The organism is Shinella sp. GW821-FHT10F02 (assembly GCF_058809275.1).
Genome location: NZ_JBXASL010000006.1, coordinates 313,483 through 339,997, shown reverse-complemented (window position 1 = coordinate 339,997; position 26,515 = coordinate 313,483). Strand labels below are relative to the sequence as shown.

The following is a 26,515-nucleotide window of genomic DNA, read 5'->3' as shown; positions in this document are numbered from 1 at the left end:
CCGCCTTCCGCGTCACACCGCGATCAGCGCCGCGGCAACCGCCCGGCTTTCCGCCAGCATGACATTGAACGTGCGCACGGCGGCCCCCGTGCTCATCGGATCGGAGCTGATCCGGCGCTCCTTGAGCGCCGCCTTGATATCCGCCGGCAGCGGGCGGATGTCCTTGCCGGTGCCGACGAGCAGCACCTCGATATCGCCCGCCTCGTCCAGCACGCGCTGGAGGTCGGCGACCGTCAGCGCCTCACCCTCCTCCTTGTCCCAGCCGTGGATGCCGGAGGGCAGGCAGAGGATGGAGCCGCGATGCGACATGTCGGCAAAGCGGAAACCGCCATTGCCATATGCGTCGATCGGCGCACGACCGGGGAAGTGCGCCTCGCGGATTTCGATGCCTTTAGCCATTGCTTTCCGTCGCTTCCGTAACCGAAGCCTTACCGCCCTTGCCCGGGCGGTAGCGCTCCGGCTGCAGGCGGAACAGGATGAGGATCGGTCCGGCAATATAGATAGAGGAAATGGTGCCGATCGCCACCCCGAAGAGCAGCGTCAGCGCGAAGGTGCGGATCGCCTCGCCGCCGAACAGCGCAAGCGCCGAAAGCGCGATCAGCGTCGTCGCCGAGGTCAGCACGGTGCGCGACAGCGTGCGGTTGATCGCGTCGTCGATCAGGATCGGCAGCGGCATCTGCTTGAAATTCCGAAGATTTTCGCGGATCCGGTCATAGACGACCATGGTGTCGTTCAAGGAATAGCCGGCGACAGTCAGGAGGGCTGCGACGGCGGTGATGTTGAACTCGATCTTGGCGAGCGCCAGGAAGCCGAGCGTGAAAAACACGTCATGCGCCAGCGCGATGATCGCGCCGATGGCGAAGTGCCACTCGAAGCGGACCCAGATATAGGCGACGAGCGCCAGGAGGCCGACGACGAAGCCGAGCGTCGCGGTGTCGATCAGCTCGCCGGATATTGCCGGGCCGACCACCTCGACGCGGCGGAAGTCGTAATCGTCTTCGAGCTCGCCGCGGGCGATGAGCACGGAGGTCTGCTCGGCATTCTCGCCCTCGCCGGCCGACGTCAGCCGCACCAGCGCGTGGCGCGCATCGCGGTGCTTGGTGACGTTCAGCACGTCGACGCCGGCATCCGTCAGGCGCGCGGCGATATCGTCGGGATCGGCATTGCCCGCCTTCGCCTGCACTTCGAGCGCCGCGCCGCCGGTGAAATCGATACCGGGCTTGAGCTTTCCGGCAATCAGCAGGCCCGCGATGGAGAGCGAGAGCACGGCCGTCAGCAGGAAGACGACGTTGCGTACCGCCATGAAGCGCAGATTGAGGCTGTCGAAGAAGCCGGAGCGCACGCCCTTCGGCAGGTGCGTCGCGTGGCTGCGGTTAAGCCAGGCGCTGACAAGGCGGCGCGTCAGCGTGAAGGTGGTGATGAGCGTTGCCAAAAGGCCGATGCCGACGGCAAGCGCGAAGGCGCGCACTGGCGCCGCCGAGAGCAGGAAGAGCACCGCGATGGCGATGAACATGGTGATGGAGGCATCGAGCACCGTGGCGCGGGCCCGGCGGAAGCCGACCAGCACCGCGCGCGAGAGCTCGCGCCCGCCCTTCACCTCCTCGCGGATACGCTCGAAGATCAGCACGCTGGCATCCACCGTGATGCCGACGGTCAGCACAATGCCGGCGATCATGGAGAGAGACAGCGGCGCGCCGACCAACGCCAGCACGGCGAAGGTGAGGATGACGTTGAAGAACAGCGCCAGCGAGGCGATGACCCCGAGAACGCCATAGAAGAAGGTCATGAAGGCGACGACGGCCCCGACCGCGACGACGAGCGCGGCGGCCATCGTGACCCGCGACGTCGTGCCGAGCGCCGGCTCGATCGAGCGCTCCTCGATGATGGTGAGGGGTGCGGGCAGCGGGCCGCTGGCGATGATGCGCGCGAGGTTTCCCGCACCCTCCGCGTCGAAATCGCCGGAAAGCCGGCCGACGCCATCCGTAATGGCGCCCTGGATGCGCGAGGTCGAGATGATCTGGCCGTCGAGCAGGATGGCGATGGTGCGGCCGCTGTTTTCGCGTGTGAAGGCGGCCAGCCGCTCGGCCGCTTCGCCTCTCAGCACGAATTCGATGAAGGGCTCGCCATTGGCGGCCGGCTGCGCGGAGGCGACATCCGACGCGGTGAAGAGATCGTCCTGCCGGACAAGATAGCCGACTGGCGGCTCGCCGGTGGAGTAGAGCACTTCGGAGCCCGCCGGCGCGCCGTCCTCGATCGCCGTGTTGACCGGCACGCTGTCATCGACCAGCCGCGCGGTGAGCCGCCCGACCTGCGCCAGCATGTCCTTGACGCGCTGCGGGTTGGTGAGGCCCGGCATGGCGACGACGATGCGGTCATGCTCGCCGCGCCCGACGACAAGGGTCGGAATATCGAGGCTCTCGACGCGGCGGCGCACCGCATCGACGGCGCCGAGCGAGGCAGCCCGGACGGAATCGTCGATGGCTGCGGCCGACAGGACGAGGCGGAATACGTTGGTTTCGGGCTCGCTGAGCGTGCCGAGATCGAGACCTGCGAGAGTCGTGCGGGCGGCTTCCAGGCGATCGGCGGCCGTCACGGTCACGTCGATCGTGTCGTCCGCGCCGTTGAGGTCGCTATAGGGAACGCGCGCGGCGCGCAGCGCATTGCCGATCGTTTCCACGGCGGCGCGCAGCCGGTCGGCGGCGATGTCGCTGCGCGAAACCTCCAGCACGAGGCGGGAGCCGCCGGTGAGGTCGATGCCGGGCTCGAGGCGGTGCATCGTCAGCCAGCCCGGCAGAAGAGCGGCCGTGCGCGTGGGCAAAAGGCTGGGCAGAATGACAAGAAGGCTCGCCACGAGGACGAGCCAGAGGGAAACGGTCTTCCAGCGGGCGGATTGCTGCATCGCGGTCTCGCCTACGGCAATTCCAGCAAAAGGGCGGAACGCGGTCCTGCTGGCATTGCGTAAAAACAAAAACAACCCGGCACGGACGCCGGCTGAAAACCAGTCGGGCCGTCCGGCCGGGTTTTTGCCCGGCCAGGCGGCAGGCCAAGTTATTCCTTGACGGGTTCGCCCTTGACGCGAACTTCGCTGATGCCGCTGCGCACGACGCGCACCTTCATGCCCTCGGCGATTTCGACTTCAAGCTCGTGGTCGTCGACGACCTTGGTGACCTTGCCGACGATGCCACCGCCGGTGACGACCTGGTCGCCGCGACGGATGTTCTTCAGAAGCTCTTCGCGACGCTTCATGTTGGCACGCTGCGGGCGGATGATGAGGAAATACATCACCACGAAGATCAGCAGAAACGGCAGGACCGACATGAGAATGTCTGCACCGCCAGCTGCCCCGCCGGGTGCCGTCTGGGCGAAGGCCTCGGTAATGAACATCAGCTACTCCTTGAAATCTTGAATTTGTGCGGCCTGAGGGGCCATTTCGGTTGCCGGAATATAGGCAAGCAGGCCTTGAATGCAACACACGAGACTGAGAAGCCGGCTCTTTTCAAGCGCTTTCCCCCTTTTCGCCACCCGCCGCCCCATGTTACCCGGCAGGGACGCATGAGGAGAGAGAAATTGCAGGAAGACCACGTCAAGCTTTTGCTCGCCGAAATCGGCCGTATCAATGCCGCGCTGGAACGCCTCGCCGGCCCCGCGCCCGCCATCAACGACTGGAACGCCGCCGACGTCTTCGTCTGGTCGCCGGCCCGCCAGCACCTCCAGCCGGTGAAGCGGCCGAACCGCATCGACATCGAGCTCATCCGCGGCGTCGACCATGTGCGCGATATCCTCGTCGACAACACGGTGCGATTCGCCCGCGGCCTGCCGGCCAACAACGTGCTGCTCTGGGGCGCGCGCGGCATGGGCAAGTCGTCGCTGGTGAAGTCGGTGCATGCGCTTGCGGCCAAGGAGACCGGCAGCGGCCTGAAACTCGTCGAGGTGCACCGCGAGGATATTTCGACGCTGCCTGCGCTGATGGAAATCCTGAAGGACGCGCCCGCGCCGATCATCATCTTCTGCGACGACCTCTCCTTCGACCATGACGACACGTCCTACAAGTCGCTGAAGGCGGCGCTGGACGGCGGCGTGGAAGGCCGGCCGGACAATGTGCTGCTCTATGCCACCTCCAACCGCCGGCACCTCCTGCCGCGCGACATGATGGAGAACGAGCAGTCGACGGCGATCAATCCCTCCGAGGCCGTCGAGGAAAAGGTGTCGCTCTCCGACCGCTTCGGCCTCTGGCTCGGCTTCTACAAGTGCAGCCAGACCGAATATCTCGAAATGATCGACGGCTATGCCGGCCATTTCGACCTCGACCTGCCCGCGGAACAGCTCCACGCCGAAGCGCTCGAATGGGCGACGACGCGCGGCTCCCGCTCCGGCCGCGTCGCCTGGCAATATGTGCAGGACCTCGCGGGCCGGCTCGGCAAGCCGCTGGTGAAATGACGGCCGGCCGATGCGCTTCGTCAATCCGATCCCCTTCGTCCGTGATATCGGTCGCTCCCGGGATTTCTACCGCGACAGGCTCGGCCTGAAGGTTCTGGAGGATTTCGGGACCTTCGTGCTCTTCGAGACCGGCTTTGCGATCCACGACGGACGCGCGCTGGAGCAAACGGTCTGGGGAAAGGAAGCGAGCAAAGAAGAGCCCTACGGGCGAAAGAACCTGCTGCTCTATTTCGAGCACGAAGATGTCGATGCAGCGTTCGCCGCCATCGCGCCGCACGTAGAGCTGATACACCCGGTCGAACGGCAGGCCTGGGGGCAGCGTGTGTTCCGGTTTTACGATCCGGACGGGCATGCAATCGAGATCGGCGAGCCGCAGGTGAAATAAGCAAGGCGACGGGACCACCTTGCTTTGATCGGTAAACCTCGCCCCACCCTCTGTCGTCATCCTCGGCCCTGAGCCGAGGATCCACATCCGCGGCGTGGCCGTGGATGGATGGTCGGGTCAGGCCCGACCATGACGGAGGAGAGGTCGAGCGGCTTTATCAGAAACAACAAGGCCCGGTCGAACCGGGCCTTGTTGTTTTTCCTATGGACGACCAACCTATTCCAGGAAGGTCATCGGGTTGACCGGGGTGGCGTTCTTGCGCACCTCGAAGTGGACCTTCGGGCGGGTGGCGTTGCCGCTCATGCCGGACGTGGCGACCGTCTGGCCGCGCTGGATCTTCTGGCCGCGCTGGACGCTCAGGTCGCCGGCATGGCCATAGACCGTGACGGTGCCGTCATCGTGGCGCACGAGAACCGCGTTGCCGAGTTCCTTCAGGCTGCTGCCGGCATAGATGACCACGCCGTTTTCGGCGGCCTTGATCGGCGTGCCTTCCGGAACCGAGATGTCGATGCCGTCGTTGCGGTTGCCTTCGACATTCGCGCCGTAACCGGCGATGACCGCGCCTCGCACCGGCCAGCGATATTTGCCGATGCCGGTGGATTCGGGGGCATCTTCCGTCACGTCCGACTTTTCCGTCGCTTCGGTCACGGAGACGGTCTTCACCGGTGCCTTGTAGGTTTCCGGCTTCTTTTCCGTCGTCTCGACCTTCTTTTCCTTGTTGACCGAAACCGAGGCCGTCGTCGTCTTGTCCGTCGTCGTTTCGGCGCTCGCGCCGCCGGCCGGTATCGTCAGCTTCTGGCCGATGCGGATGGACGCGGTCTCAAGGCCGTTCGCCTTCTTCAGCGCATCAACGGAAACGCCGTTGCTGCGCGCGATCTTGGCAAGCGAGTCGCCCGGCTGCACTTCGTAGCCGGCCTTGCCCTTGCCTTCGCCGGCCTCGGCGACCTTGGAATTCGTCTGGCCGCTTTCCGACTTCACCTTGTCCCGCGTGGAGGTGCCGGGCAGGATGGCGACGTTCTGCTCGCCCTTGCGCTCCGGCGTCGGCAGCTTTTCGCCGACCTTCAGCGTGTGGTCCGTCGAGGCCTTGGCGGCACTTGCCGTCGTGCTAAAGGTCGGGATGACGATCTTCTGGCCGGGCTCGGCATCCGCAGCGCGCTTCAGGCCGTTGGCGGCGAGAATTTCCTTTTCCGGCACACCATAGCGGTTGGCGAGCGTCTTCACGCTTTCGCCCTGGCGCAGCATGACGACCGGTGCGTTCTTCGTCGACCAGCCGGCCTTGCCCTTGACGGTTGACGTCGTGAGCGTGTCGACTTCCTTGACCTTGCGCTCGGGAAGCTCCTGGGCCATCGCGACGTCGCGTTCGGCTTCCTGGCGGGCGCCGGCGGTCGGGTCGTTGAGTTCGCCGCGCTGGACGGTCATCGGCGTCGTGGCGAGCCGCGTGCCGGAGCCGCCGGTGGTGGATGTGTTGATCGGGTCGTAGGAGACCGTGCCCTGATCCGGGAATTCCTGGTTCAGCGCCTGGTCGCGGGTGCCCATCTGGTCGGTTGCGACGACCTGCTGGCCGTTGCCGACCGAGCCGCGCGGCACGACATTGTTGCCGAACAGCGTGCGGCGCGGGACCGAACTCGTCGTGATATTGTCTGAGCCGGAGGAAGAGAAGAGGCCGCCAAAACGGGAGACGTCCGAGCTGCACCCGGTCGCTACGCTTGCCAGCAGGGCGGCGGCCACGAGGCGGGTCGCGGTCCTACCAAAACTCGGCGATACACTCTTACGCATGAGACTACCCAATCGGTACGCTACTTGATGTAGACCGATTAAAGCGCGTTAGAGTTACTGCACGGTTAAGGACGGGCTATCCGCAACAGGTTTTTGATGAATTGATAACCATGGTGCCCCCGCACCATGGCAAAACGAGGGTGAAAAGCCTCAGAAGCCCGTCGCGTACATGCTGTCGGCGCGCGAGATGCGGCCGTTGACGCGGGCGACATTCTCGACATCGGCAGCACTCGGCTGGAAGATCGCCGAGATGGGCGTCGCGCGGCGCGTGGCCCGCTCGCCGAGGACGGCGGCGTTTTCGAGGGCGGCGTCTGGCGCCGTCATGTCGAGGGCGCTTTCATTGTAGGCGATGGCTTGCAGTGCAGCGACGGCCGGCTCGCGTGTTCCGGCATAACGCGCGCTGCGCTGGTCCTGCGCCGGCATGCTGTCGAAATATTCGACATAGGCGCGGTAATAGGCCTTGCGGTCGTCCTTCTCCAGGAAATGACCGAAGGCGGCATATTCGCGCTTTTCGAGTTCTGATGTGTCGAGGTTGTCGCGTTCGGCAGCGGTCAGTGCCGGCAGGCTGGAGGTCGTTTCTTCCCTGGCGACGCTCAGCACGAGCAGCGCATCGACCGTCAGGCCGACATGGGAGGACGGGTCGTAGCTGCCGCCGGCGAGATGCGCGGTCGATCCGGCCTCGGCATTCTCCTCGACAGCCTTGCCCGCAGCCTTGCCTGCGAGATAGGCGAGGCTGTCGCTGGTCGAACTGCTGGTGATCCTGTTCGAGACGTACATTTCCCTCTCCATCGGAACGGCCTCAAAAAACCGGCGTCCTGTGTGGAAACTTCTGCTTCGCTATCGGCCTACGCCCCGAAGCTTGCGCGAAGCTTGCGTTGGTTAACAAAAGGTTAACGCGCTGGAATCGCGACGTGAATCCGTGCGGCGCGCCGAGGCGCATGCGCTGGAAGCCCTGATTTTCCGGGAAAAACGCCACGAGACTCAGCAGGCGGATGCCTGCCAAGCCGTAAAAGCGATGGATGAGAGTTTGATTAGAGCGCCTGCGCCATCTGCGGCACGATCGGCAGATAGGGCACGTCGAAGAGGTCTTCGCGGTCGAAGCGGCTGCCGGTCTTGGTCAGCTTCAGCATGCGGCACTCGGTGTCGCTGACCATGACGGGGGCGATCAGCATGCCGCCGGAAACGAGCTGTTCGGCGAAGAAGCGCGGCAGCGCCTGGAAAGCGGCGGTGACGAGAATGCGGTCGAAGGTGCCCTCGCCCGGCATGCCGTTGCTGCCATCGGCCTGGCGCACGATGACATTGCGGATGCCGGCTTTCTCGATGGACTGCTGTGCATTGGTGGCGAGCGTGCGGTAGCGGTCGACCGTCAGCACGCGCTCCGTCAGGCGGCCCATGACGGCGGCGGTGAAGCCGCTGCCGGTGCCGACTTCGAGGATGCGCTGGCCGGCCTTGAGGCTGAGCAGATGCAGCACGCGCACCGCAAGGTCGATGCCCTCCATGAAGGAGCCGCAGTCGAGCGGCAGGACGCGGCGCGAATAGGCCTCGCCGGCAAACTGCGGCGGCACGAAGAGCGTGCGCGGCGTCTGCTCCACGGCCGTCAGGAGGTCGAGATTATTGATGCCCTGCCCGCGCAGGCGCAACGCGAGCGCGGCGAAACCTTCCTTCTCGATCACCCGTCCCGTGTTCAATCCGCATCCTCGCCGTTGAGCACGCGCTGCACGCGATCGAGCACGGTATAATCCGTGAGGTCGAGTTTCAGCGGCGTGACCGAGATCTTGTGGTTCTTGACCGCGTGGATATCGGTGCCGACGCGGAAATCGCCCTTCCGCTCGCCGAAGCGCAGCCAGTAATAGGGGAAGCCACGGCCATCGGCGCGCTCGTCGATCGTGAGGCCGAAATCGAGCTTGCCCTGGCTCGTCACCTCGACGCCATTGAGTTCGGCGGGGGTGCAGTTGGGGAAGTTCAGGTTGAAGAAGGTCCAGTCCGGCAGTTCGACGTCCATCAGCTGGCGGATGAGTTTTGGCGCGAAGGTTTCGGCCACTTCCCACGGCACGACGCGGCCGCTGGCATGGTGGTAGGCCTGGCTCAGCGCCATCGACTTGATACCCTGCAGCGTGCCCTCGATGGCGCCGGCGATCGTGCCCGAATAGGTCACGTCGTCGGCCATGTTGGCGCCGGCATTGACGCCGGAGAGAACGAGGTCCGGCTTGACGTCCAAAACTTCGCGCACGCCCATGATGACGCAGTCCGTCGGCGTGCCGCGCAGCGCGTAGCGCTTGTCGTCGATCTTGCGCAGGCGCAGCGGCTCGGAGAGCGTCAGCGAGTGGGCAAGGCCGCTCTGGTCGGTCTCGGGCGCCACGACCCAGACGTCGTCCGTCAGTTCCCGGGCGATGCGCTCGAGGGCGGCGAGACCCTCGGCGTGGATGCCGTCGTCATTGGTCAGAAGGATGCGCATCTCGTCTCCGCCCGCCGCCTCAGGCGGCCTTCTCGATCTTCTTCAGGCCGCCCATATAGGGCAGCAGGACGTCGGGCACAGTGACGGTGCCGTCCTCGTTCAGGTAGTTTTCCATGACGGCGATCAGCGCGCGGCCGACCGCCGTGCCCGAGCCGTTCAACGTGTGCACGAACTTCGTCGCCTTGTCGTCCTTGCCGCGATAGCGCGCATTCATGCGGCGCGCCTGGAAATCACCGCAAACCGAAACGGACGAGATCTCGCGGAACGTATCCTGTCCCGGCAGCCAGACTTCCAGATCGTAGGTCTTGCGGGCGCCAAAGCCCATGTCGCCGGTGCACAGCGTCATGACGCGGTAATGCAGGCCGAGGCGCTTGAGGATTTCTTCGGCGCAGGCCGTCATGCGCTCGTGTTCGTCGATCGAGCTGTCCGCATCGGTGATCGAGACGAGTTCGCACTTCATGAACTGGTGCTGGCGCAGCATGCCGCGCGTGTCGCGGCCGGCCGAACCCGCTTCCGAGCGGAAGCACGGCGTCAGCGCGGTGAAGCGCAGCGGCAGCTTGTCTTGGTCGAGGATTTCCTCGCGCACGAGGTTGGTCAGCGAGACTTCCGCCGTCGGGATCAGCCAGCGGCCGTCGGTCGTACGGAACAGGTCTTCGGCAAACTTGGGAAGCTGACCGGTGCCGTACATGGCGTCGTCACGCACCAGCAGCGGCGCATGCACCTCCGTGTAGCCGTGTTCACCCGTGTGCACGTCGATCATGAATTGGCCAAGCGCACGCTCCAGGCGGGCAAGCTGGCCCTTCAGCACGGTGAAGCGCGAGCCAGCGATCTTTGCCGCGGCCTCGAAATCCATCCAGCCGAGCGCCTCGCCGATTTCGTAGTGCTCCAGCGCCTTGTGGTTCCAGCCGGGCTTGGCTCCCCATTGCAGCTTTTCCACATTACCCGTCTCGTCGCTGCCGACCGGCACGTCGTCGAACGGGATGTTGGGAATGCGCGAGAGCTGGTCGGTAAGCTCGGCGGTGACCTGGCGCTCTTCCTCTTCCGCTGCGGGAAGCAGATCCTTGATGGCAGAGACTTCGGCCTTCAGCTTGTCGGCAAGTTCGCCGTTCTTCTGCGCCATCGCCGCGCCGATCTCCTTGGAGGCGGCGTTGCGGCGCGACTGCATGTCCTGCGCCTTCTGGATGACGCTGCGGCGCTTCTCGTCGAGGTCGATCAGCGCCTTTGCGAGGGGGCTTGCGCCGCGCTTCGCCAGGGCGGCGTCGAAGGCGTCGGCATTGTCGCGGATCCATTTGATATCAAGCATTGTCGTTCCAGGCGTTCTTTGGATGAAGGCTCACCCCGCCCGGCAGCGACCTGCGGCAATGCCGCGGGAAAAGCCTCAGTCGGCCTCGCCCGTGGTTGCTGCGACCTCGTTTTCCGCGTCCTGCGCGTTCGAGGCGTTCGCCCGCTGCCGTTCGATGAGTCGGGCCGTATAGATGGAAATCTCGTAGAGAAGGATGGCCGGCAGTGCAAGGCCGATCTGGGAAACCGGATCGGGCGGCGTCAGCACGGCCGCCACCACGAAGGCGATGACGATCGCGTATTTGCGCTTTTCCTTCAGCGTCTGCGACGTGATGAAACCGGCGCGCACCAGCAGCGACGAGATGACCGGAAGCTGGAAGACCAGGCCGAAAGCGAAGATCAGCGACATGATCAGGCTGAGATATTCGGAAACCTTCGGCAGAAGCTGGATGGAGACCTGCCCCTCGCCGCCGCCCTGCTCCATGGCAAGGAAGAACCACATGACCATGGGCGTGAAGAAGAAATAGACCAGTGCGGCGCCGATCAGGAACAGGATCGGCGAGGCGATCAGGAACGGTAGGAAGGCCGAGCGCTCGTTCTTGTAGAGGCCGGGCGCGACGAACTTGTAGACCTGCTGGGCGATCACCGGAAAGGCGATGACGAAGGCGCCGAACATGGCGACCTTGATCTGCGTGAAAAAGAACTCCTGCGGCGCGGTGTAGATCAGCTCCACATTGCGATGCGTCAGCCCCGCCCACTCCACTGCCCATTTGAACGGCAGGACGAGCAGGTTGAAGAGCTGCTTGGCGAAATAGAAGCAGACCAGGAAGGCGACGAAAAAGGCGCCGACCGCCCAGAGCAGGCGCTGGCGGAGCTCGATCAGGTGCTCGATCAGCGGCTGGGGCTTGTCTTCGATATCGCCGCTCATGCCTCGTCCTTCTTGGTCTTTGTCGTCTTGGCCTTGGCGGGAGCGGCCTTTTTGGCCGTGGCAACCTTTGCCGCCGGCTTGGCAGCGGCCTGCGTCTCGGCCTCAACCTTGGCGGCCGCCTTGCGCGGCTTCGTGGTCTTGGCGGCCGTTTCGGCAGGCTTCTTCGCCGCCGTCTTCTTCGTCGGCCCCGCCTTCAGCGGGACGGCAGCCACCGGCTCTGCCGAGGCCGGCTTGTTGGCCTCGGACGGCACGGCGAGCGGCACGCTTTCCGTCGGCGTGCTCGTGGTCGTCGACGATGTAACGGAACTGGCCGACTTCTGCAGGTCCGCCTTGATCTCGTTGCCCATCTGGCGCAGCGGATTGACCGCCTCGCGGATGGTGTTCAGCGGATTGAGCTTCTGTGCTTCGCCGATCGTCTTCTTCACATCTTCGAGATCGGCCTCGCGCAGCGCCTCGTCGAACTGCTGGCGGAAATCGCTCGCCATGCCGCGCATCTTCGACATCATACGGCCGAACGTGCGCAGCATCTGCGGCAGGTCCTTCGGACCGACCACGATGATCAAGACGATCGCGATGACGAGTATTTCGGTCCAGCCGACATCAAGCATTGGGTATTGTCCTCATGGGCCGCGAACCACCGCCCGCGGCCAAACGCCGGTCACTTGACCTCGTCAGCCTTGTGATCGACGGTCTTCGCCTTGTCAGCGGCGGCCGCTTCCTCTTCGGACATGCCCTTCTTGAAATTCTTGATGCCCTTGGCGACATCACCCATCAGTTCCGGAATCTTGCCGCGGCCGAACAGCAGCAGCACAACCACCAGAACGATCAGCCAATGCCAGATGCTGAAAGAACCCATTCCCGTAACTCCCTTTCGAACTCGAACCCCGATGTAAGACGTTCAGGCGTCTTTTTCAAACACTAGTATGTCGCGCTGGTTAGCCGAAAGCGTGACGTCGCGCAATCCGGCCGCCAATTGATCGGCCCTGACGCGCGCCCGAACCGGCCGATCGGTGCCCGGCACGGCGAGATCCAGCAGCTCGACCACGCCGAGAAAGCGCCGCGACAGGATGCGCGCCGGAATGTCGCCGCCGGTTTCCATGACGTGCAGGCCCGACAGGCGCACCGCGACATGCACCTTCTGGCCGTCCGAAAAATCCTTGCCGTCGGCATTGCCGAGCGGCGTTTCGACGACGCCGCCGCGCACATGGCCGGGAAATTCGTTGATTTCGGAGAAGAAAGCGGCTGCAAAAATGTTTTTCGGGCGAAGATAGAGCTCTTCCGCCGTGCCCACCTGCACGAGGCGGCCGTCCTTCAGAAGCGCGATCCGGTCACCCATGCGCATCGCCTCCTCGGCATCATGGGTCACCACGATGGCGCTGGCGCGCGAATGGCGCAAGATCGCCAGCGTGTCCGCGCGGATGGAATCCTTGAGGCGCGAATCGAGGCCGGAGAACGGCTCGTCCATCAGCAGGACCGACGGCCGCGGCGCAAGCGCCCGGGCAAGCGCCACGCGCTGCTGCTCGCCGCCGGACAGGACATGCGGAAATTTCTGGGCATAGTGCGACAGTCCGACGCGGTCGAGCGCCACCAGCGCTTCGGCCTCCGCTTCCATTCGCGGCAGCGCCGTCAGGCCGAAACGAACATTTTCGAGCACCGACATATGCGGGAACAACGCGAAATCCTGGAACATCAGGCCGACGCCGCGCCGCTCGGGCGGCAGGAAGGTGGTCGGGCCGGCGATCTCGCGGTCGTTGAGCAGCACGCGGCCGGCGCTCTGCGCCTCGATGCCGGCGGCGATGCGCAGCAGCGTCGTCTTGCCGGAACCGGAGGGGCCGAGCAGGCAAAGAACTTCGCCGGGTTCCGCCGTCAGCGAAATGCCGCGGATCGTCTGCTTGTTGTGGTAGCTGTGGTGTATATCCTCGAAGGACAGGCGCGCGCCGAACATCACCGCCGATGCCCGTCTCGTCTCGATACCGTTGGAGCCTGACGGGTCCGAAGCCATTTCCGAAGTTTTCCCAGTCCCTTGGCCAGTCACTGGCCTGTCGCCGGCGACCGGTGCTGGCGATAAGCTTCGTCTATTCGTCTTCTTTTCCGCCCGGTGTCAAGAGACCGAGTTCTTCGAGGTCGAGCTGGGTGATCGGGTCCTCGTCTTCCGCCAGTTCGTCCTCGCGAAGCGGCATGGGCACCTGGAAATTGGCGGGGATGCGGCCGGTCAGCAGGCCGGCACCCTTCAGCTCCTCCAGCCCCGGCAGGTCGCGCAGGTCTTCGAGGCCGAAATGATCGAGAAAATCGCGCGTCGTGCCGAAGGTAACCGGGCGTCCCGGCGAGCGACGGCGGCCGCGAAAGCGCACCCAGCCGGCCTCCATCAGCACGTCCAGCGTGCCTTTGGAGGTCTGCACGCCGCGGATATCCTCGATCTCGGCGCGCGTGACCGGCTGGTGATAGGCGATGATCGACAGCACTTCGAGGGCGGCGCGCGACAATTTGCGCAGCTCCGTCTCGTCGGTGCGGATGACGAAGGAGAGATCTGGCGCGGTGCGGAAGGCCCAGTTGTCGTCCATCTGCACGAGATTGACGCCGCGGCCGGCATAAAGCCCCTTCAACTCGCGCATCACATGCAGCACATCGACGCCGCGCGGCAGGCGCTCGGCGATATAGGCCGCGGAGACCGGGCCGGCGGAGGCGAAGACCAGGGCTTCGGCAATGCGCGCGGCCTCATGCAGCCGGCGCGGATCGACGATCGTGCCGCCATCCGCATCGTGCGGTGCGTCGTCCTCGCCTTCGATCACGCTCACGGCCCCCCGTCCTCGTCGCCTTCGGGGTTCGGCCCGCGGCGCAGGTAGATCGGCTGGAAGGCGCCGTCCTGGCGAAGCTCCAGCCGCCCTTCCCGCACCATTTCCAGCGTCGCGGCAAAGGCGCTGGCGATTGCCGTGGTGCGGTCTGCGGGGTCGGTCAGGTAGCGCAGCATGAAATGGTCGAGCGCCGTCCAGTCCTCGAACTCGCCGACCAGCAGCGACAGGATGTCCCGCGCCTCGGCGAGCGACCAGACGGTGCGCTTCTCGATGGTGACCTGCGTGATGGCATGGCGCTGGCGCAGCGAGGCATAGGCGTTGAGCAGGTCGTAGAGCGAGGCCTCGAAGGTCGAGCTCCGTTCGACCGGGATATGTTCCGGCATGCCGCGGGCAAAGACGTCGCGGCCGAGGCGGTTGCGGTTGACGAGCCGGGTCGCTGCATCGCGCATCGCCTCCAGCCGCTTCAGGCGGAAGGCGAGGCTCGCCGCCATTTCCTCGCCCGAAGGACCGTCGTCCTTTGCCTGCCGCGGGATCAGCAGTCGGGATTTGAGATAGGCGAGCCAGGCCGCCATGACGAGGTAGTCGGCCGCAAGCTCGATGCGGATCTTTCGCGCGCGGTCGATGAAGACGAGATATTGCTCTGCGAGCGCCAGCACGGAGATGCGGGTGAGATCCACCTTCTGCGTGCGGGCAAGGTGCAGGAGAAGGTCGAGCGGGCCTTCGAAGCCGGCGAGATCGACGACGAGGCTCTCCTCGGAAAGCCCCCGCTCCTCGCCGCCCTCCTGCCACAGGTCGTCCATCGGCGCATCCGCACCGCGACCCTTCTTCTGTGGCTTCGGCCCCGTTCCCTGCACGTCGCCCCTCTAGCGTTTCAGGCCACCGCGATCATCGCGTTGAACTCTTCGCGCAGCGCCTGCTCGTCCGCCCCATCCGGAGTCGGGAAGCCCGCGCGCACCGCATTCGCCCGCCGCAGGCTGTCGCCCGTGAGCGGCGGCACGTTTTCGGTCACCGCTATCATTTCGTCCATGATGCCATGGCAATGCAACACCATGTCGAGCCCAGCGGCGATGATTCCCCGGCTTCTTGCAGCAATATCGCCTTTCAGCGCGTTCATCGACACGTCGTCGGACATCAGCAGCCCATCGAAGCCGATATGGCCGCGGATGATCTCGCTCACCACCTTGGCCGACGTCGTCGCCGGATTGTCGCCGTCGATGGCGGTGAAGACGATATGGGCGGACATCGCCATCAGCTCGTCCTTCATGCGGCGGAAGGGCACGAAGTCGCAGGCCTCCAGCTCTTCGCGGCTCGCATGCACCACCGGAAGGTCGTGGTGCGAATCGACCATGGTGCGGCCGTGGCCCGGAATGTGCTTCATGATCGGCAGCAGGCCGCCGGCCTTGAGGCCTTCCGCCGCCGCCTTGCCCATCACCGAGACGATCTCCGGTTCCTGGCCGTAGGCGCGGTTGCCGATGACATCGTGCACGCCCGGTACGGCGACGTCGAGCACCGGCAGGCAATCGACATTGATGCCGAGGCGCAGAAGATCGAAGGCATGCAGGCGCGACATCAGCCAGGCGGCGCGCAGCCCCTTTTCCGCATCCGCGCGGTAGATCGCACCAAGCGCCGCGGCATTCGGATATTGTTGCACATGCGGCGGCTTGATGCGCTGGACGCGGCCCCCTTCCTGGTCGATCAGCACCGCGATGTCGCTGCCGCCGCCGATGCAGTCGCGCATCTCGGCCGTCAGGTCGGCCACCTGCGCCGGCTCGCCGATATTGCGGCCGAAGAGGATGAAGCCCCAGGGCCGCTCGCTGCGGAAGAAGGCCTTTTCGTCGGCGGTGAGGCTCAGGCCCTTGCAGCCCGAAAGGAAGGATTTCGATTCGCTCATGTCCGCAATCTTAGAGGTTCGGTTTGGAAAGACGAAGGGTTGCGCCTTCGCGGGAATCAAAGAGGCGCGGACCTGCCGCGCCTCTTCAGAAAATCTCTGCCAGCCTCAGCGGGTGACGAGGCAGCTGCCGCCCGCGCTCTTGTAGCGACTGCAGAGCGAGTTAGCCTCTTCGCGCGAGCCGACGGGGATGCGCACACGGAAGAAGGTGCCCTTGTTGGGGATTTCCGCCTTCTTGATATCCACGCCGCGGCCGCCGATGACGCTCGAGAATTTCGAGGACAGCGAGTTGTAGCTCTTCTGCGCTTCGGCTTCCGAGGGCAGCGAGGCGATCTGGATCACGTAGCTGCCGGGGGCGACGGCAGCAACCTGCGTCTGTTCCGCCGTCTGCTGGGTTTCCGCGGGCTTGGCTTCGGCGGTCTGGGTGCCCGAGACATTGCCGTTTTCGGTGACGGTGCCGACGACGGTGACCGGCTGGTCGATCGGGCGGGTTTCCGGAACCGGCGCGTTGCCGTCCGTCGAGGTATCCGTCGCACCGATCGTCGTCGTCTTCACGGTGCGCACGGGCGCGGTGTCGTCGACCTCAACATCCGCCACTTCGGCGAGCGCAGAGCGCGGCTGGCCTTCGCTTGCCGCCTGCTCGGCGCTGAGCGAGGCATCCGCATCGATCGTGGCATTCGCCGTGGCGACGGCCTCGCCCGAGGCGCTGCCAGTCGTTGCGGTGGCCTTGGCGTCGATATCGGCGGTTTCGACCACGGGCTCGGTGACGGTTTCCTCGCGGGCGACCAGCGTGCCGTCCGGCTTGACGATCATCGTCTTGACCTTGCGCGGCGAGACGAGCGGCTTGTTGCCACCTTCCGCCGTTGCGGTCTGGGGCTCGTCGACGCCCGGCAGCAGACGGTTTTCGTCGTCCGCCTGGATAACCGCTTCAACGCCGTCTTCCGGACCGTCGAACGGCAGGGTTTCCGGCGTCAGCGTGCGCTGCACGACATCGACCGGCTCTTCCGTCGAGGTGACGAGCTGTTCCTGCTGCGGCGTGGCGGCGGCATCGCCGGCCACGCGGTCGTAGACGGCCTTGTCCTGGTTCGGAACGGTCTTGCCGCCCTTTTCCTCCGGCACGATCTTCACCGGGGTCTTGTCTGCAAGGATGACGCGCGGCTCGCCGGAACCGGCGGTGCCGCCGGTAAAGGCGGTCCAGGCGTAGACGCCGCCACCACCGACCAGCACAAGGGCCGCGATGGAGGCGGCGATCAGCAGGCCGCGGCGCGGGCGCGCCTGCTCGTCGTCATACCCGTCGCCGGTATAGAGCGTGCTCGCCTGCCCGGGATCGACCGGGATCGCCATGCGCTCCGGCTGACTCAGCGAGCGGCGGAAATCCTCTTCCAGCGCGCGCTCGAAATCGTCGACATCGTTGATCTGTGCCGTCGGCTGGGCGACAGCTGCGGCAACCGCCCCGGCGGCAACGCCCGCCTGCAGGTCTTCCGTGCGCGCCTTGGTCGACGGCTCGGTGAAGAGCTGCGCCATTTCAGCATCGATGTCGAAATCATAGTCCGGCTGGTAGACCGGCGGCTTTTCCTTCTCGATGACCGGAAGCTGCGGCACGTCGAGTTCGGTCACCGGCGAGACGCCTTCGTCCGTATCGGCAATCATCGCTGGGTCGAAGGGCAGCGCGCCATCGGCCGTCTCGGTGATGACGGGCTGCGGCGCGGTATAGGTGGAGACCGGAACGGCAACGGCGGGTTCGCGGCGCACCGGCGTCACAACCTCGACCGGCCTTGCGACCTCGGCCTTGACCTCTTCCTTCACCGGCTCGTCGTCCAGCGAAAAATCGGAAAGATCCAGGTCGATGTCGGAGAGGTCGAATTCCAGGTTCTCGAAATCGAGGTCCGGCTCGGCGGCGACCGAGGTCGGCATCGCGACCGGCTCCTGGCGGGTCTCGACGACCGGGCTCTGGATGGGTTCGAAGACCGGTTCGCGAACGGTCTCGATGAACGGCGTCCGCGCCGTCTCGGCTACCGGCTGGCGGTGCGCGACGGGCGTCGCGCGGCCGAAGATGGAGGAGAGGCTGCCGGTGGTGCGCGGCGTCGCCGTCACGGCGGCAAGCGAAGAGCGGGTTTCCGGCACGGGATAACGCTCGACCTCGGCCAGCAGCGCATCGCGGTCGTAGTTCTGGCCCGGCTCGACGGATTCGACCCGGTAGTCGGGCTCGGCTTCGAGCGTTGGCTCTTCGGCCTGCCATTGCGTTTCGGCTTCCGCTACTGCACGGGCGCGGTCCTCGCGGTTTTCGAAGGGCATTTCGGCGACGAAATGCGGCTCGTCGCGGGCATAGACCGGTTCGGCATGGAACGGCTCGGCATCCTCGCGGACCGCCTCGTCTGGCATCCAGCCGTCGAAACTCGGCTCGCCATCGGCTTCCACGGTCACCGGCAGCTGCTCGACGAAGGAGGCTTCGGCGCTGTGCTCGCGCGGCGCGCGGTCGTCGGCCAAAAGATCGTCGGCAAAACCGTCGCCGATCGAAAGCTCCAGCTCGCGTTCCAGGTCGAGACCGACATCGTCGAGCGGGTTTTCATCCGCCGCGTGCGGCTGGAAGCCTAGGAAGGCCGGCTGGCGCTCATCGGCGCTGGTGCGCTCGGGAATATAGGTTTCGACGACCGGCTCGCTGCGCTGTTCGAAGCGCGGCTCCAGCCTCTCGACGAATTTCAGGCCCGCATGCGCCGTCGGCTCGGCCTCGACGGCGGGCACGTCTTCGTGCATGGCCGTTTCAAGCTCGTCGGCCAGCAACAAGGCGGGATCGAATTCCAGTTCCGGCTCAGGCTCGGCCGGCCGGACATCGGCAATGAGTTCTTCTTCAACAGGAGTCGGCTCGACCGCCGGCTCTTTAAAAGCGGGCTCGCGATAGTCGACGTCGCTGAGCGTGGCACCGTACTGCGGATCACCAACGATCAGCGCATCCTCGAAAGAGGGCTCGATCGCCTGCTCAGTGACGGACGGCTCTTCGAAGGAAGGCTCGCGGTTACCGATATCGCTCGTTGCGACGTCGCGCGTCGGCACCTCGTCGAGAACGGCACCGCTCTCTTCGGCGGCAGGCTCCGGCGCATCGAAAACGGGCTCGACATGGCGCGGGGCTGCGCGCTCGGCGACGACCGGCTCGACCGCGACGCGGCTCGGCGTGTCATATTGCTCGAAGGCGCGCATCAGCTCGTCCTCGAGGGCGAGCACCGGGTTGTCCCGTCGCGGCACAGTTTGCGCGGCGTCGGCGACCGGTTCGGAGGAAGGCTTGCGGACGTCCTGAAGCGGACGCGGCTCGTAGCCGACGAGACGGGCAAGCTCGGCCAACGGATCGTCGTCCGCCAGGAGATCCGTGTCAGCGGTTCCGCTTCGCGCGAAGTTCTTCTCTGCCATACTGCTTCCCACTCACAAGCTACAAAAACGCGTTTGCCAGCTTATTGTGGGGAAATGGTGACGTTATCGCATTTCGTCCGGGGCGGCCGTGCCTGTAATCGACAGGCCGGACTTAAGAACAGACGCGACAGCATTCACCAGCCCAAGTCTGGCAATACTCAATTCTCTATTTTTATCGTTAACAAACCGTAATTCCGGTTGCTCTTTGCCTTTATTCCAATGCGCATGGAAAGCACTGGCAAGATCATAGAGGTAAAAAGCGATGCGGTGCGGCTCGTGCGCCAGTGCCGCGCCCTCGATGACGCGGGGATATTCTGCCAGCTTTGCGAGAAGCTGCAACTCGCTAGGATCAGCGATCTTGCCCTCGATCGAGGCCGCGAGATCGAGCGAACCGATGTCGAGCCCCGGAAAGGCCTCGGCCGCCTGGCGGAACACCGACATGCAGCGCGCATGGGCATACTGCACGTAGAAGACCGGATTGTCCTTGGACTGCTCCGTCACCTTGGCGAAGTCGAAGTCGAGCGGCTCGCTGTTCTTGCGATAGAGCATCATGAAGCGCACGGAATCGCGGCCGACCTCGTCGACCACGTCGCGCAGCGTGACGAAGTCGCCGGAGCGCTTCGACATCTTGACCGGCTCGCCGTTGCGGAACAGCTTGACGAGCTGGCAGAGCAGCACCGTCAGCTTCGCCTTACCTTCGGAAACGGCACGCGCGACAGCCTCCAGGCGCTTGACGTAACCGCCATGGTCGGCGCCGAGCACATAGATCATCTCGTCGAAGCCGCGGTCGAACTTGTCCTTGAAGTAGGCGACGTCGGCGGCGAAATAGGTATAGGAGCCGTCAGACTTGATCAGCGGGCGGTCGATATCGTCGCCCACTTCCGTCGAACGAAACAGCGTCTGCTCGCGGTCTTCCCAGTCTTCCGGCAGCTGGCCCTTCGGCGGCGGCAGCACGCCCTTGTAGACATGGCCCTTGAAGGTCAGGTCGTTGATCGCCGTGCGGATCGGCGCACCGTTGCCGGCATGCAGCGAGCGTTCGGAATAGAAGACGTCGTGGTGGACGTTCAATGCGGCCAGATCCTCGCGGATCATCGCCATCATCGCGTCGATCGTCCTGTCCTTGACGAGCGGCATCCACTGGTGTTCCGGCATGGCGCGCAGCGTCGTGCCGAACTCTTCCGCCAGCGCCTCGCCGACCGGCTTCAGGTAATCGCCCGGATAGAGGCCCGACGGAATATCGCCGATCGCCTCGCCCAGCGCCTCGCGGTAGCGCAGGAACGCCGAGCGGGCCAGCACGTCGATCTGCGAGCCGGCGTCGTTGATGTAATATTCCTTTGTCACCGCATAGCCGGCAAAGCCCAGCAGGTTGGCGAGCGCGTCACCCACCACGGCACCCCGGCAATGGCCGACATGCATCGGGCCGGTCGGGTTGGCGGAGACATATTCCACATTCACCTTGCGCCCGGTGCCGAGCGAGCCGCGGCCATAGTCCGTGCCCTGCCGGATCATGCCGGCGAGCAGCGCCTGCCAATAGGCGACGGAAAGGCGCACGTTGATGAAGCCCGGCCCGGCGACGGCGACCTCGGCCACCTGCGGGTCCTTCTTCAGCTCTTCGACGATAAGGTCGGCGAGTGCGCGCGGATTGAGGCCGAGCGGCTTTGCCAGCACCATCGCGGCATTGGTCGCCACGTCGCCATGGCTCTGGTCGCGCGGCGGCTCGACGCTGATGCGGCCGAAATCCAGCTCGGCGCGCTTCTCACGGACGATTTCAAGTCCTTCGAGTACGTTTTTGATTCTGTTGTCGAAGTCTGTAAAAAGGTTCATCTCATCCATCCGCGCGAAGCGATCCGTGGGCGGCTGACTATCGCAATTCCGGGGTATGGTCAAACAGCCGGCGGTGCGTGCTGATCGCGTAGTTGTCGGTCATTCCCGCGAGATAATCACCGACATGGCGGGCGCGCGCCGATTCCGGCATGGTCGAAATGCGGTCCACCCAATAGTGCCCCTGCATGAGCTGCGGGTCGTCCATATAGGCGTGATAGAGGTCTGTCAGGATGGACGCCGCGTTGGCGCGCACGCGCATCACCTCCGGGTGGCGATAGATGCGGGAAAACAGCAGGCGCTTGATCTGCTTGTCCGTGACGGCCATCTCGTCGGTGAAGGTCGCAAGCACCCGGCGCGCCTTGCGCACATCCTCGGCACTTTCCGGGCGCTCCTCGCGGATCGCCTGCTGCGCATAGCCGATCACGTCCTCCACCATGGCGGTAATCTGGCGGCGCATGATCTCGTGGGTGAAGCGCGATGCTTCGAGGTCCGGATAGCGCTCGCGCACCTCTCGCATCAGTTTTGCCAGGAACGGCACGTCCTCCAGCATCTCGAAGGTCAGGTAGCCGGAGCGCAGGCCATCGTCGATGTCATGGGTGTTGTAGGCGATATCGTCGGCGATCGCCGCCACCTGCGCCTCCAGGCTGGCATAGCTCGCCAGTTCCAGGTCGTGCACGGCGCAATATTCGAGGATCGGCCGGGGCACGTCGTCGCCGTGCGTGCATTCGCCCGTCGGGCCGATCAACGGTCCATTGTGCTTGACGAGGCCCTCCAGGCTCTCCCAGGTGAGGTTCAGCCCGTCGAAATCGGCATAACGCCGCTCCAGCTTGGTGACGATACGCAGCGATTGCGCATTGTGGTCGAAGCCGCCGAAGGGCTCCAGCACCTCGTGCAGCGCGTCCTCGCCGGTATGGCCGAAGGGCGTGTGGCCGAAATCGTGCACCAGCGCCACCCCCTCGGCGAGATCCTCGTCGAGCTTCAGCGCCCGCGCCAGCGCACGGGCAATCTGCGCCACCTCGATCGTGTGGGTCAGCCGCGTGCGATAATGATCGCCGTCGGCGGCGATGAAGACCTGCGTCTTGTGCTTCAGGCGGCGGAAGGCCGTGGTGTGCACGATACGGTCGCGGTCGCGCTGGAAGTCCGACCGCGTGGGGCTTTCCGGCTCGGGATAAAGCCGCCCGCGGGTCGCCCAGGGGTCGGAGGCATAGATGGCGCGTTGCCCCGCGCCGAAACCCAGCGCATGTCTGTCCAGTGTCATTCGTCACCCGCATTCACGCCGCCCATTGACGCGGCCGCAATGCCTTCATACCTATAGTGTGCACAGCGGCAAGTCCGGCTGCAAGCTGAGCGTGAAATGCAAGCCTTTTCAGGGATTTGCCCAATGCGCTCCGCAGCCGCCCCTGCCGTCGGCGACGAAGTCGCCATCTGTGCGACAGAGCGATTCTCTCCGGATCTTGACCCCGGCAGGAGGCAGACATGAACGACAAGTCCGTAAGTATTTCCGACGCCGCCGCACGGCGCATTGCGTCAATCCTCAATTCCTCACCGGAAAAGCAGGCGTTGCGCGTCTCCGTGGAAGGCGGCGGCTGTTCCGGCTTTTCCTACAAATTCGACCTCGTCGAGGACCAGCAGGACGACGACCTGGTGCTCGAAAAGGACAAGGCCAAGGTGCTGATCGACCAGCTCTCCCTCGTCTACATGGACGGGTCGGAGATCGACTTCATCGACAACCTGCTCGGCCAATCCTTCCAGATCAAGAACCCCAACGCGGTTGCAAGCTGCGGCTGCGGCACCAGCTTCTCGATCTGAACTCACGAATCACAGGACTCCCGCATGCCGATGAAGATTGCCACCTGGAACATCAACGGCGTGCGGGCGCGCATCGACAACTTGGTTGCGTGGCTGAAGGAATCCAATCCCGACATCGTCGCCTTGCAGGAAATCAAGTCGGTCGACGAGGCGTTTCCGCGCGGTGAGATCGAGGCGCTCGGCTATCATGTCGAGACGCACGGCCAGAAGGGTTTCAACGGCGTCGCGCTGCTCTCGAAGATCCGCCCGGGCGAGGTGAACCGCGGCCTGCCCGGTGGCGACGGTGACGAACAGGCGCGCTTCATCGAGGGCGTGTTTTCCGTCGAGGGCGGCGTCATCCGCGTCTGCTCGATCTACCTGCCGAACGGCAACCCGCCGGACGATCCGGTGAAATATCCCTACAAGCTTTCTTGGATGGAACGGCTCATCGCCTTTGCTGAGGACCGGCTGGCGCTCGAAGAGCCGCTCATTCTCGCCGGCGACTACAATGTCATTCCCGAGCCGCACGATTGCTGGGACGTCAAGGTCTGGGAAAAGGACGCGCTCTACCTGCCGCCGACCCGCCAGGCTTTCCGCCGGCTGGAAAATCTCGGCCTGACGGATGCGGTTCGCGCCACGTCGGATGCGGTGCCGCTCTATACGTTCTGGGATTATCAGGCAGGATGCTGGCCGAAGAATTTCGGCATCCGCATCGACCATCTCATGCTGTCGGCCGAAGCCTCGGACCGCCTCGTCTCGACGGCGGTCGAAAAGCATGTGCGCGCCTGGGAAAAGCCGTCCGACCATGTGCCGGTCGTGGCCGTGCTCGATTACGCGGCCTGAGGCAAAAACCTAAAAGGTCTTATTCGTCCGGATTGAAGCGGATGCTCTGCGCGAGCGCTACGCCCTTGCGGCGGTCTTCCTCGCTTGCGACGGAAAAGGCTTCCTCCTGCGTCGCCTGCAGCCAGGCACAGTCCTTCGGCGGGCAGTGATCGAGAGCTGCGGTCATGAAGGCGAGCCCGCGGGCGGCCTGGCCTTCCTGGAAGAGGATGTTGCCGAACAGGCCCATCGCGCCGGCATGGCCGTTGTTGCGCGCCCGGTTCAGCCACTTCTTGGCCTGGTGCACGCTGGCACTGCCGCCCTCACCCGAAAGCATCATGCGACCGAGCTGGAACTGCGCTTCCGGAATGCCGAAGGCCGAGGCTGCCTGGAAATAGAGTTGGCGGGCCTGGGTCATGTCGACCTTCACGGGACTATCCGGAATGCCGCGGCGATAGTAGCTGGCGAGCGCGATCAGCGCATTGGCGAAGTAGCCGGTATCTTCCGAACCCGGCTCGACGCCGGCCTGGGCGATCTCGCTGTAGATCTTGAAAGCTTCGAGGTCGTTCTCCGGCACGCCGTCGCCATCGGCATACATATTGGCAAGCGCCCAGCGCGAGCCGGTATGGCCCTTTTCCGCCGCATAACGATAGGCCTCGATGGCGTCTTCCTTGCGCCCCTTCTTGTAGGAGAAGAAACCGAACTTGAAGAGGTCGAAGGGACCGCTTTCCCTGCTGACGCCGGACTGGGGATCGAATGCGAGGGCCTGTGATGCCGCTCCAAAGGAGAGCGAAAGGCAAAGACCCATTACCACTATTTTCATCGGCGACAACTCGGACTTGGGCATCACTTCTACAATTCCGTGCCCAGCCTGGTTCGCTGTGCCAAACCGGAATCGCACGGGTCTCGTGCGGATTTCCGGCAACTCCGGCGGCAATGACATCGGCTGGCTCATCGTTTCCTTGGGCGCGGTTTCACGCGTCTACTTGTCATTATCGCTGCGCCCCGTTTGTGGCGGGAAATGGACATCTCGTCTCTCGTCTAGGTGTGTAGCAAACTCTGGAAAAAAATGTGTTGCGATTCCGTCACATAATTTGACGCCTCGCTGTGGTTTCCCCAGAGAGGCTTAACCGGAGCAACAAAGTCTTAACCAAGAAAAAAGGCCCGGCGATGACGCCGGGCCTGATTCTGATCTCTTGATGGTCCGCCGATCAGAATTTGACCTTGAGCGAGGTCGAGATGGCGCTGAAGAAATCGGTTCCGAAATCGTATTGGGCATTGCCGCCGACAGTCTGGCCGTCGACGACCTGTGGCCTGGAGCTGCCGCTCGTCAGCAGGCCGACCGCGCCGGCGAGGCGCAATTCGACATTCTCGCTCACATTGTAGGAAACACCGGATCCGAGCGTCCAGGTATCCGTCTGGCTGCCGTAGCCATGGCTGGTGCCGCGGTCCCAGGTCAGGCTCATGGCACCGCTGAGCTTTTCGTTGAACTTGTGGCCGACGCCGCCGGTGACCGTCCAGCCGTCGCGATAGAGCAGGTCGAGCGAGGTGGGCACGTTGCGCGGATCGGTCGTGTCCTTCGCCGTCACCTTGATGATCTGCAGTTGGCTCCAGTCCGTCCACTTGACCGAGCCGAAGACGAGCCAGTCGGGGGCGACGCCGGTCTGGAATTTCAGTTCCAGCGAATCCGGCATGGAGGCAAAGCTCTCCACATTGTATTTCGTGCCGGGAATGAAGCCGCCGCCAGGCACCGGAAGCACCGAATTGCGCAGGTCGATCGTGCCGTCGAGATTATCGAGGTCGACCGCGCTGTTGTAGACCAGGCTGACGCGAAGCGCATAATCCGGAATCTCGTAGGCGACGCCGGTACGCCAGCCCCAGCCGCTGCCTTCGAGATCCAGCCGGCCGACGCCGCTGAGAGGAAGGCCCGTGCCGGAAAGGTCGGCCGTGAGACGCTCCTTGAAGCCGCCCACTTCCTGGTAGAAAGCGCCGCCGATCAGGCGAAGCTGGCCCTGACCGACATCGAACTTATAGGAGCAGGTCGCAGCGTAGTTGTCGCTCTCGATCTTGGTCTCCATATTGTCGTTGGCGCCGGCCCAGTTCGCGCCCGGATTGGTATGGGCGCCCCACGGCTGAGAATAGTCGGCGATGCAGTCGACGTCGTCGAAGATTCTCGCCTTCACGCCGACACGCGGAATCCAGTAGCCCTCGCTGTCGTCGATGCCGTTGTTCGGCCGACCGTTCAGGTCCCCGTTGAGCGGGTTGATGTCGACGACATTGTCGAGTTCGCGCTGCGGCGCGACATAGGTCGTGGCTGCCTCCGCCGCATAATCCGAAGGATCGAACAGAAGGTCGATATTGTAGCCGCCTCGCTCCAGGCCACCGGCCTGAGCCGATGTCGAGGCCAGCAATGCCATTGCGGCCATCACGCCGCGGCCGATCGTTTTCTTACCCATGCAATCCCCCTCACAAAGTCTTGCGCTAACGACAACTGCCTTTGCCGCGCGCCTCTCCGTCCTGACTATCGAAGACGCGCGCTTGCTTGGCAAACCCCAGTTCTCGCCTGTGATTTCCAATGAGTATTTAAGGAATTACGTAAGTTTTTTATGAAGACCCTCAATAACAGCGAGCCCAGGTAGATTTTTTCGGAATCGCGTGGATTTCGACAGATTCGTGGATATTCATTCCAACGCAGCGACGTTCTGTCACATTTCCGACACAGCCGGAATTTTGCAGCCCG

24 protein-coding genes are annotated in these 26,515 nt (G+C 64.3%); 4 read left to right on the top strand and 20 right to left on the bottom strand.

Annotated features, from left to right (window positions below):
* Window positions 1–12 precede the first annotated feature (12 nt).
* The 3 genes from AC1RWL_RS20415 to yajC all read right to left on the bottom strand — a co-directional run bounded on the left by AC1RWL_RS20415 (window position 13) and on the right by yajC (window position 3,384).
* Complete coding sequence (locus AC1RWL_RS20415; RefSeq protein WP_256116040.1) at window positions 13–399, bottom strand: Mth938-like domain-containing protein; 387 nt, start codon at window positions 397–399, stop codon at window positions 13–15.
* A complete protein-coding gene (gene secD, locus AC1RWL_RS20410; RefSeq protein WP_493096206.1) occupies window positions 392–2,899 on the bottom strand; it encodes a protein translocase subunit SecD in 2,508 nt (835 codons plus the stop codon). Before secD ends, AC1RWL_RS20415 begins: the two co-directional genes overlap by 8 nt.
* A 149-nt stretch (window positions 2,900–3,048) precedes the next feature.
* Window positions 3,049–3,384 (bottom strand): preprotein translocase subunit YajC, encoded by a 336-nt coding sequence (gene yajC, locus AC1RWL_RS20405; protein ID WP_256116042.1) that lies wholly within the window; start codon window positions 3,382–3,384, stop codon window positions 3,049–3,051.
* A gap of 183 nt (window positions 3,385–3,567) precedes the next feature.
* On the opposite strand from yajC, the gene AC1RWL_RS20400 reads away from it, so the two are divergent.
* Both AC1RWL_RS20400 and AC1RWL_RS20395 read left to right on the top strand, forming a co-directional pair.
* Entirely contained in the window at window positions 3,568–4,437 is an 870-nt protein-coding gene (locus AC1RWL_RS20400) for an ATP-binding protein (RefSeq protein ID WP_435265425.1), read from the top strand.
* Window positions 4,438–4,447: 10 nt separating this feature from the next.
* A complete protein-coding gene (locus tag AC1RWL_RS20395) occupies window positions 4,448–4,822 on the top strand; it encodes a VOC family protein (protein ID WP_493096207.1) in 375 nt (124 codons plus the stop codon).
* Window positions 4,823–5,038: 216 nt separating this feature from the next.
* Here the strand turns inward: AC1RWL_RS20395 and AC1RWL_RS20390 are convergent, their stop codons facing one another.
* The 15 genes from AC1RWL_RS20390 to AC1RWL_RS20320 form a co-directional block, all read right to left on the bottom strand.
* Window positions 5,039–6,598, bottom strand: a complete 1,560-nt coding sequence (locus tag AC1RWL_RS20390; protein ID WP_493096208.1) for a peptidoglycan DD-metalloendopeptidase family protein — start codon at window positions 6,596–6,598, stop codon at window positions 5,039–5,041.
* A gap of 150 nt (window positions 6,599–6,748) precedes the next feature.
* On the bottom strand, window positions 6,749–7,375 hold the full coding sequence (locus AC1RWL_RS20385) for a hypothetical protein (protein WP_256116046.1): 627 nt from the start codon (window positions 7,373–7,375) through the stop codon (window positions 6,749–6,751).
* Between the two features lie 254 nt (window positions 7,376–7,629).
* A complete protein-coding gene (locus AC1RWL_RS20380) occupies window positions 7,630–8,286 on the bottom strand; it encodes a protein-L-isoaspartate(D-aspartate) O-methyltransferase (RefSeq protein WP_319318981.1) in 657 nt (218 codons plus the stop codon).
* Window positions 8,283–9,053: a 5'/3'-nucleotidase SurE gene (surE, locus tag AC1RWL_RS20375; protein ID WP_493096209.1), complete on the bottom strand. Its 771-nt coding sequence runs from the start codon at window positions 9,051–9,053 to the stop codon at window positions 8,283–8,285. The genes AC1RWL_RS20380 and surE overlap by 4 nt, the downstream gene beginning before the upstream one ends.
* Window positions 9,054–9,072: 19 nt before the next feature.
* Complete coding sequence (gene serS, locus AC1RWL_RS20370; RefSeq protein WP_435265420.1) at window positions 9,073–10,356, bottom strand: serine--tRNA ligase; 1,284 nt, start codon at window positions 10,354–10,356, stop codon at window positions 9,073–9,075.
* A 75-nt stretch (window positions 10,357–10,431) separates the two neighbouring features.
* On the bottom strand, window positions 10,432–11,262 hold the full coding sequence (gene tatC, locus AC1RWL_RS20365) for a twin-arginine translocase subunit TatC (protein ID WP_493096210.1): 831 nt from the start codon (window positions 11,260–11,262) through the stop codon (window positions 10,432–10,434).
* Window positions 11,259–11,870: a Sec-independent protein translocase protein TatB gene (tatB, locus tag AC1RWL_RS20360; protein WP_493096211.1), complete on the bottom strand. Its 612-nt coding sequence runs from the start codon at window positions 11,868–11,870 to the stop codon at window positions 11,259–11,261. Before tatB ends, tatC begins: the two co-directional genes overlap by 4 nt.
* A 50-nt stretch (window positions 11,871–11,920) precedes the next feature.
* Window positions 11,921–12,118 carry a twin-arginine translocase TatA/TatE family subunit gene (locus tag AC1RWL_RS20355; protein WP_256116053.1) on the bottom strand — a complete coding sequence of 66 codons (198 nt, stop codon included), beginning with the start codon at window positions 12,116–12,118 and terminating at the stop codon, window positions 11,921–11,923.
* Window positions 12,119–12,160: 42 nt separating this feature from the next.
* Window positions 12,161–13,264 carry an ABC transporter ATP-binding protein gene (locus AC1RWL_RS20350; RefSeq protein WP_493096212.1) on the bottom strand — a complete coding sequence of 368 codons (1,104 nt, stop codon included), beginning with the start codon at window positions 13,262–13,264 and terminating at the stop codon, window positions 12,161–12,163.
* 73 nt (window positions 13,265–13,337) lie between these two features.
* Window positions 13,338–14,051, bottom strand: coding sequence for an SMC-Scp complex subunit ScpB (scpB, locus tag AC1RWL_RS20345; RefSeq protein WP_439618715.1), 714 nt, complete (start codon window positions 14,049–14,051; stop codon window positions 13,338–13,340).
* Window positions 14,052–14,053: 2 nt separating this feature from the next.
* A complete protein-coding gene (locus AC1RWL_RS20340) occupies window positions 14,054–14,854 on the bottom strand; it encodes a segregation and condensation protein A (protein WP_256116054.1) in 801 nt (266 codons plus the stop codon).
* Between the two features lie 71 nt (window positions 14,855–14,925).
* On the bottom strand, window positions 14,926–15,945 hold the full coding sequence (gene nagZ, locus AC1RWL_RS20335; protein WP_493096213.1) for a beta-N-acetylhexosaminidase: 1,020 nt from the start codon (window positions 15,943–15,945) through the stop codon (window positions 14,926–14,928).
* A 105-nt stretch (window positions 15,946–16,050) separates the two neighbouring features.
* Window positions 16,051–19,344, bottom strand: coding sequence for an SPOR domain-containing protein (locus AC1RWL_RS20330; protein ID WP_493096214.1), 3,294 nt, complete (start codon window positions 19,342–19,344; stop codon window positions 16,051–16,053).
* Window positions 19,345–19,407: 63 nt separating this feature from the next.
* Window positions 19,408–21,168, bottom strand: a complete 1,761-nt coding sequence (gene argS / locus AC1RWL_RS20325) for an arginine--tRNA ligase (protein WP_493096215.1) — start codon at window positions 21,166–21,168, stop codon at window positions 19,408–19,410.
* Between the two features lie 37 nt (window positions 21,169–21,205).
* Window positions 21,206–22,426: a deoxyguanosinetriphosphate triphosphohydrolase gene (locus tag AC1RWL_RS20320; protein WP_493096216.1), complete on the bottom strand. Its 1,221-nt coding sequence runs from the start codon at window positions 22,424–22,426 to the stop codon at window positions 21,206–21,208.
* 218 nt (window positions 22,427–22,644) lie between these two features.
* Between AC1RWL_RS20320 and erpA the strand changes: the two genes are divergently transcribed.
* Both erpA and xth read left to right on the top strand, forming a co-directional pair.
* Window positions 22,645–22,977, top strand: coding sequence for an iron-sulfur cluster insertion protein ErpA (gene erpA, locus AC1RWL_RS20315; RefSeq protein WP_327506890.1), 333 nt, complete (start codon window positions 22,645–22,647; stop codon window positions 22,975–22,977).
* A 30-nt stretch (window positions 22,978–23,007) separates the two neighbouring features.
* A complete protein-coding gene (gene xth, locus AC1RWL_RS20310; RefSeq protein ID WP_493096380.1) occupies window positions 23,008–23,799 on the top strand; it encodes an exodeoxyribonuclease III in 792 nt (263 codons plus the stop codon).
* Between the two features lie 19 nt (window positions 23,800–23,818).
* Here the strand turns inward: xth and exoR are convergent, their stop codons facing one another.
* Both exoR and AC1RWL_RS20300 read right to left on the bottom strand, forming a co-directional pair.
* Window positions 23,819–24,622 carry an exopolysaccharide production regulator ExoR gene (gene exoR, locus AC1RWL_RS20305; protein ID WP_435265411.1) on the bottom strand — a complete coding sequence of 268 codons (804 nt, stop codon included), beginning with the start codon at window positions 24,620–24,622 and terminating at the stop codon, window positions 23,819–23,821.
* A gap of 364 nt (window positions 24,623–24,986) precedes the next feature.
* A complete protein-coding gene (locus AC1RWL_RS20300) occupies window positions 24,987–26,231 on the bottom strand; it encodes an OmpP1/FadL family transporter (RefSeq protein ID WP_493096217.1) in 1,245 nt (414 codons plus the stop codon).
* Window positions 26,232–26,515 lie beyond the last annotated feature (284 nt).

Excerpts from the sequence above, each read along its gene's own strand:
- AC1RWL_RS20415 (WP_256116040.1), bottom strand. The coding sequence starts at position 399 with ATGGCTAAAGGCATCGAAATCCGCGAGGCGCACTTCCCCGGTCGTGCG.
- secD (WP_493096206.1), bottom strand. The coding sequence starts at position 2,899 with ATGCAGCAATCCGCCCGCTGGAAGACCGTTTCCCTCTGGCTCGTCCTC.
- yajC (WP_256116042.1), bottom strand. The coding sequence starts at position 3,384 with ATGTTCATTACCGAGGCCTTCGCCCAGACGGCACCCGGCGGGGCAGCT.
- AC1RWL_RS20395 (WP_493096207.1), top strand. The coding sequence starts at position 4,448 with ATGCGCTTCGTCAATCCGATCCCCTTCGTCCGTGATATCGGTCGCTCC.
- AC1RWL_RS20390 (WP_493096208.1), bottom strand. The coding sequence starts at position 6,598 with ATGCGTAAGAGTGTATCGCCGAGTTTTGGTAGGACCGCGACCCGCCTC.
- AC1RWL_RS20385 (WP_256116046.1), bottom strand. The coding sequence starts at position 7,375 with ATGTACGTCTCGAACAGGATCACCAGCAGTTCGACCAGCGACAGCCTC.
- surE (WP_493096209.1), bottom strand. The coding sequence starts at position 9,053 with ATGCGCATCCTTCTGACCAATGACGACGGCATCCACGCCGAGGGTCTC.
- serS (WP_435265420.1), bottom strand. The coding sequence starts at position 10,356 with ATGCTTGATATCAAATGGATCCGCGACAATGCCGACGCCTTCGACGCC.
- tatC (WP_493096210.1), bottom strand. The coding sequence starts at position 11,262 with ATGAGCGGCGATATCGAAGACAAGCCCCAGCCGCTGATCGAGCACCTG.
- tatB (WP_493096211.1), bottom strand. The coding sequence starts at position 11,870 with ATGCTTGATGTCGGCTGGACCGAAATACTCGTCATCGCGATCGTCTTG.
- AC1RWL_RS20355 (WP_256116053.1), bottom strand. The coding sequence starts at position 12,118 with ATGGGTTCTTTCAGCATCTGGCATTGGCTGATCGTTCTGGTGGTTGTG.
- AC1RWL_RS20350 (WP_493096212.1), bottom strand. The coding sequence starts at position 13,264 with ATGGCTTCGGACCCGTCAGGCTCCAACGGTATCGAGACGAGACGGGCA.
- AC1RWL_RS20340 (WP_256116054.1), bottom strand. The coding sequence starts at position 14,854 with ATGGACGACCTGTGGCAGGAGGGCGGCGAGGAGCGGGGGCTTTCCGAG.
- nagZ (WP_493096213.1), bottom strand. The coding sequence starts at position 15,945 with ATGAGCGAATCGAAATCCTTCCTTTCGGGCTGCAAGGGCCTGAGCCTC.
- AC1RWL_RS20330 (WP_493096214.1), bottom strand. The coding sequence starts at position 19,344 with ATGGCAGAGAAGAACTTCGCGCGAAGCGGAACCGCTGACACGGATCTC.
- argS (WP_493096215.1), bottom strand. The coding sequence starts at position 21,168 with ATGAACCTTTTTACAGACTTCGACAACAGAATCAAAAACGTACTCGAA.
- AC1RWL_RS20320 (WP_493096216.1), bottom strand. The coding sequence starts at position 22,426 with ATGACACTGGACAGACATGCGCTGGGTTTCGGCGCGGGGCAACGCGCC.
- erpA (WP_327506890.1), top strand. The coding sequence starts at position 22,645 with ATGAACGACAAGTCCGTAAGTATTTCCGACGCCGCCGCACGGCGCATT.
- xth (WP_493096380.1), top strand. The coding sequence starts at position 23,008 with ATGAAGATTGCCACCTGGAACATCAACGGCGTGCGGGCGCGCATCGAC.
- exoR (WP_435265411.1), bottom strand. The coding sequence starts at position 24,622 with ATGCCCAAGTCCGAGTTGTCGCCGATGAAAATAGTGGTAATGGGTCTT.
- AC1RWL_RS20300 (WP_493096217.1), bottom strand. The coding sequence starts at position 26,231 with ATGGGTAAGAAAACGATCGGCCGCGGCGTGATGGCCGCAATGGCATTG.